Here is a 4,987-nt window from a genome sequence, read left to right as displayed (position 1 = left end):
GGCTTGAACCGCACCCGCAACGCGCGTGCTGCGCACCGCCGCCCCGCTTCCGGACCGGTGTCAGAACGGTGCTCACTGTCAGCGCGGCGAACGATTCGGCGCGCACTGTCAGTGCGGGCAGGCCCGCCTGCGGGCGAAAAGGCTGCACGGTTCTTTCAGGGCGCCGCTGCGCCCCGCCCACACCAAAGCGCGGGCCGCCATCAAGACGGCCCGCACCGGGGTTCTTCACGACCAGGCGAAGCACTGCTCGTCGGTGCACAGAGTGGCCGAAGGCGCCATCCGGCGCGTGACGTCCGATCACCGCGCCAGGCTCAGGGGCCTTCCCTCTGCTCTTGAAGCGAGACGAGCTCGTCCATGCTCTCCCGCAGGTATTCGTGGACGGCATTCTCAGGGACTCGGAAGGAACGGCCGACTCGGATACCCGGAAGGTGACCGTTGTGTACCAGTCGGTACACCGTCATCTTGGAGACGCGCATCACCGCGGCAACTTCAGCCACGGTCAAAAACTGCACGTCGCTGAGCGGCCGTTCCCCCTGGTACTGGCCGCCCGACCAGGGGCGTTCATCCAGCGACGGCGGGTAACTGTCCGGCTGTGACTGTTCTACGGGCCCGTCACCGCGTACAGCGGTCTCAGGAGCGGGGCGCTCTGCTCGGTCGGGTTCGTCCTCCATCCAAGCGAGGAGGTGCTGCTTGCGCTGTGCCAGGCTTTCCTCGTCGATGACTACAGCGGCTTCGATCTGGTGCAGCAGGTTGGCGACCATGGTGTCTGAGTCGATTGCGCTCCGGTCGGTGTGGTTCGTCATGCTCGCTTCTCCTTTCGCTCCTGTAGGGCGGCAATCTCGGTCAGGTCCTCGTCGAGGCCCCTGCCCACAGCCTGGCGCAGTACCTTCCGGGCATTGGCCACGTGTTTTCGTACTTGGGACTGCCCGATACCGAGGACTTGTGCGATGTACATGGCCGACTGCTGCTCGAAGAAGTAGAGCAAGGCAACCTGCATCGACACGGGGGGTAAGCCACGAACCACGTCCCAGCACCGGTCAAGCTCGTCCCGGGCAATGACTGCGTCAGCAGGGTCGGGGCAGTCGTGTTGGTAGAGACGTGTCAGGTCGGGCTCCAGCTCCTTCCACCTGACGTCCCGCCGTACATCGTCAACCCACATATTGCGGCAGGTTCTGCGCAGCCAGCCGCGGCGCCCCTCCGGATCCCGCCCGCCCACTTCGTCCCATGCCAGGGCAGCAGCCATGAACACCCGTTGCACAAGATCCTCCGAGGCGCTCTTGTCGTTCTGGGTGCGCACCAGGGCGAACCGCAGAAGGCCAGCCGCTTCCCGGTCCCACAGCTCAGCCACCTGCCCTTGCGTCTGTTCAGGGATGCGTTGCTGTGTCACCCCGCCGCCCCCCGTCCTTGTCCGCCCGCGACGTGGTGCCGACACGGATCTGCATCGCCGGCCCGCCTTTTCCTCGGCCTTGGACCACCACGGTCCCCGCCGGAGCATTACGAACCAGCGCGAGGAGAGTGGCCCTCCTCTGCCACTCTGCGAGTCCTGCGACAGCCGCTGTGACCGCGGCGAACAGAATCACCGCCAACCAGACTTCGCTCTGCCCAAGGAATGGCCCCAGCCATCCCATCAAGTCGTTCCCGAGAACCTTCACACCATGTAGTCGAACGAGGCGCTCAAAGCGCTGCCTCATATGAGGAAGATCTTTTAGGCCGCCCCCGCAGCCACGCCCCCGGCACTTCCGGCAGCAGCAGATGACGCCGCTGCCGGCGTCAGCCGGCCGCCGCAGCAGGCCCTTGCCCGAAGCGCGGGACATCGTCCACGGTCACGTCCAGGCGCAGCCGCTGGAAGCGGAGCGGGTGACGGAAAACGCCCCGGTCAACGGCCCGATCGGCGCTGATCTCCGCCACCAGATCCGGGCGGACCAGCACCACGTCCAGGGCGTCACGGCTGCCCCACGCCGCCGTGAATCGCACCCCCTCGAAAGGGTGCCCGGAGCCGGCCGCCGCCAGGTGCTCGCCGACCTGCCGGGACACATCCGGGCGCAGCGGGACGGTTCGGCCCACCGCGCGGAGCCGGCCGTGTTCGTCTTGGCGACCGAGGACCAGGAGCCCGGGGCGGGTCAGGGTGCCCGTGATCGCGCCGATGATCGCCTCGGTGGTGTCCCTGCGGCGGACCTTGGTCCATCCTCGGTATCCGGGCAGGTATCGGCTGTTCAGGGGTTTCATCACCAAGCCTTCGACCCCGGACACCTCCGTCCAGGTCTCCAGCCATTCACGCGCCTTGGCCAGGTCCGTCGTCATCGGGCACAGCGTCCACGGGGCCGTCAAAGCGTGGTCCGTGAACAGGGTTTCCAGGAGTGTGCGCCGCTCTGTGTAGGGGCGTTGCAGCAGCACCTGGCCGTCCAGTTGCAGCACGTCGAAGGCGACGAAGTAGGCCGGCCACCGGGCGGCCAGGGTCGGGGCGCTGCGGCCACGAGCGGCGGCGCGGCGCTGCAACGCCTCGAACGACAGCCGGCCTGCTTCCGGGTCCCAGACGACCAGTTCGCCATCGAGGACCAGGCCGCGCGGCAACTGGGTCTCGGCGGCCGTCACCAGGTCCGGCCAACGGTCCTGGACCAGCGATCCGCGGCGGGTCTGCACCAGCACCGCCCCGGCCGGGCCGGCTGCGGTGAAGACGAGCGCCCGGTGGCCGTCCAGTTTCTGCTCGTAGGCCACCCCGGCGCGCAGCGCAGCCGGGCCCGGTACCGACTCTGCGGCCTGAGCCAGCATCGGCTCAACCGGCGGCATGAGCACCATCCCGGGGTCTCCTTCCGCAGACGCCCCTTCCAGGGTCCCCCCGCCTGGCGTGACACGGCCGGGCGGGAGGGCCGCCGCGTCATCCATCCGAGGGGTGCAGCGGGCCGCCTGGGCAGGTCTGGGAGCCGTGTGCGGCACGGTGACGGCATGCGCCGCTGGTCTCTTCTCCTGCTCGTCGCCGCGTTGCTCGCGGCCGCCGGATGCGTCACCGTCCACCCCGCCCCCGGACCGGCCGCGAAAGCCTCCCCAGCCACCGCGGCGGCCGACCACAAACACCCGAGCCCCACCCGCCCCGGACAGCGCGCCACCGAACTGGCGCTGCCCCTCTCCCCCTGCCCAAGGCCCGCCCCTCAGCCAAACCCCACACCATCCCCACCCGTCACAGCCCCGCAGCCGCGCCGAGCCGTCAGAGCGCAGCCGTCCCCCACCGAAGCCGCCAAGGGCCCACCCGGCCGCGCAGGGCGACCGTCCCGCACTGGGCCGCACCGCCCAAGCCCACTGCGAAGGCCAGGACGAAGACGAAGCCCGGCTCTCGTACGCCCGCACCGCGCCGCCCCGGCCGGCCCGCCCCCGGTGTACGGGCCGGGGACATGGCCGCCCTGTGCCGCTCCCCGCACGGCGTGAACAGCCCGGCCATCACCGCACTGTGTCAGGACACCTACGGCCGGTGATGTGCCAGAGCGTCTCAGTCACATCAGCTGTGACTGAGCGTCCTACCTGGACACTGAGCGTGATACTTGGCCGCCTGCCTCATTGCGGACAGAACCTGTCCGCAAGCCCGTGCATTCTGAAGTTGCTGGTGTGGCTCCCCTGGCTTCGACTGAGTGCTGGAGCCGACCGGCGAGTCCCGGAGGCCGTGTGGCCACCCGGCTCCTGACCACCCCCGAGGAAAGGCGCAACCGTGTCCGAGATCGTGCTGCTGGAGAAGGCCCTGAACCACACCACCGGGCTCCTGAACAACGTCACGCCCGACCAGTACGGCCAGCCCACCCCCTGCGAGGACTTCGACGTGCGGGCCCTGACCAACCACCTGCTCGCCGGCAACCCCTACTACGTCACCCTCGCCCAGGGCGGCGGCCCCGACTTCTCCCTCTTCGCCCGCGACCAGATCGGCGACGAGCAGCCCGGCGATGTCTACGCCCGCGGCGCCAAGGACGTCCTCGCCGCCTGGCAGAGCGACGGCGCGCTCGGCCGGCAGATGCCGCTGCCCGGCGGCGGGTCGGGTCCGCGGATCGTGGACCTGCACCTGCTGGAGGCCGTCCTGCACAGCTGGGACCTGGCCACCGCCACCGGCCAGGACCGCACCGGCGACCCCGACGCCGTCCAGGCCGCCTACGCCGGCTGGTACGGAAACTTCCCCGACGAGATCCGCGCCGCCACCGGCATGTTCGGCCCCTCCAAGGAAGCCGCCGACGACGCCCCGGCCGCCGACCGCCTCGCCGCCTACTTCGGCCGCACCATCTGACCCACCCCTCTGCGCACGAGCCGAGGATCTGAGCGTCGTAGTTGGCCGACAGGGCACAGCTACGACGCTCAGCCGTATCACCATCCACATCGCAGACCTGCACAGATGTCGACGCTCGGGCTGGCCAACTAGTGCTCACTGGCCAGGTAGGAAGGTAGGACGCTCAGTCACATCAGCGCGATCGGTCCAGTGTCGCCTTGCCTCTACAATCGAACATGTGACCTACTGAGGGGATGGCTCCGCTTTTCACCGACGACCTGATCCGCCTCCAGTACGAGTGGATCCGCACCTACGAGGCGCTCGCCCGGCTCACCCCCACGCAGAGCGCCACCCGCCTGCGCCGCCGACTCATCGACCTGTCCAGGGCGCTGACTTCCCACCCCTACTGGGCCGCCTCCGGGTGCTCGTCCGCCATGCGCGCCGAACTGGTGCGCCGGGCCCGCGCCTCCGGGTGGGAGGCGGCGGCGTGATTCGGCTGAAAGCGCGCAGGATGCTGGTGCTCGAAGCGGTCTCCGGGTACATCGAGACGCACGGCAGGGGTCCGACGGTCCGGGAGATCGGGGTGATGGCCGGCCTTTCGAGCACCTCGTCCGTCGCGTACCAGCTTTCCCAGCTGGAGGCGGGCGGGCTGCTGGTGCGGGCGACGCGGTCGTGGAGCAGCGTGGAGGTCACCGGCACGGGGCGGCGACGGCTCGCCGCCGCGCAGAACATCACGGCCGTGCCGGT

The 4,987-nt window shown here is 69.6% G+C and carries 7 protein-coding genes; 3 read left to right on the top strand and 4 right to left on the bottom strand.

The annotated features are described in order from the left end of the window. The 4 genes from ACFWBW_RS41490 to ACFWBW_RS41475 form a co-directional block, all read right to left on the bottom strand. Window positions 1-301, bottom strand: a 301-nt coding sequence (locus tag ACFWBW_RS41490) for a hypothetical protein (protein WP_385385023.1), incomplete at its 3' end; no start/stop codon positions are given. 10 nt (window positions 302-311) lie between these two features. Continuing rightward, the gene (locus tag ACFWBW_RS41485; protein ID WP_385385026.1) at window positions 312-569 is read right to left on the bottom strand and encodes a helix-turn-helix domain-containing protein; all 258 of its coding nucleotides are present in this window, start codon (window positions 567-569) and stop codon (window positions 312-314) included. Window positions 570-799: 230 nt separating this feature from the next. Then, window positions 800-1,387, bottom strand: a complete 588-nt coding sequence (locus tag ACFWBW_RS41480; RefSeq protein ID WP_385385020.1) for an RNA polymerase sigma factor — start codon at window positions 1,385-1,387, stop codon at window positions 800-802. Window positions 1,388-1,770: 383 nt separating this feature from the next. Next, the gene (locus tag ACFWBW_RS41475; protein ID WP_385385017.1) at window positions 1,771-2,796 is read right to left on the bottom strand and encodes an ATP-dependent DNA ligase; all 1,026 of its coding nucleotides are present in this window, start codon (window positions 2,794-2,796) and stop codon (window positions 1,771-1,773) included. Window positions 2,797-3,697: 901 nt separating this feature from the next. Here ACFWBW_RS41475 and ACFWBW_RS41470 point away from each other — a divergent pair. From ACFWBW_RS41470 to ACFWBW_RS41460, 3 genes are all read left to right on the top strand, one after another. Continuing rightward, window positions 3,698-4,261: a TIGR03086 family metal-binding protein gene (locus ACFWBW_RS41470; RefSeq protein WP_385385014.1), complete on the top strand. Its 564-nt coding sequence runs from the start codon at window positions 3,698-3,700 to the stop codon at window positions 4,259-4,261. A 233-nt stretch (window positions 4,262-4,494) separates the two neighbouring features. Next, the gene (locus ACFWBW_RS41465) at window positions 4,495-4,731 is read left to right on the top strand and encodes a hypothetical protein (RefSeq protein WP_385385011.1); all 237 of its coding nucleotides are present in this window, start codon (window positions 4,495-4,497) and stop codon (window positions 4,729-4,731) included. Continuing rightward, window positions 4,728-4,987: LexA family protein (locus ACFWBW_RS41460; protein WP_385385008.1), on the top strand; the 260-nt coding region annotated here is incomplete at its 3' end. The genes ACFWBW_RS41465 and ACFWBW_RS41460, both read left to right, overlap by 4 nt.

It is taken from the genome of Streptomyces sp. NPDC059957 (genome assembly GCF_042730015.1).
Taxonomy (GTDB): domain Bacteria; phylum Actinomycetota; class Actinomycetes; order Streptomycetales; family Streptomycetaceae; genus Streptomyces.
Note: the sequence above shows the minus strand (reverse complement) of the source record. Positions and strands in the feature narration are given on the sequence as shown.

What these genes read in the sequence shown, in the direction of transcription:
- ACFWBW_RS41475 (WP_385385017.1), bottom strand. Translation starts at nt 2,796, where the DNA reads ATGGTGCTCATGCCGCCGGTTGAGCCGATGCTGGCTCAGGCCGCAGAG.
- ACFWBW_RS41465 (WP_385385011.1), top strand. Translation starts at nt 4,495, where the DNA reads ATGGCTCCGCTTTTCACCGACGACCTGATCCGCCTCCAGTACGAGTGG.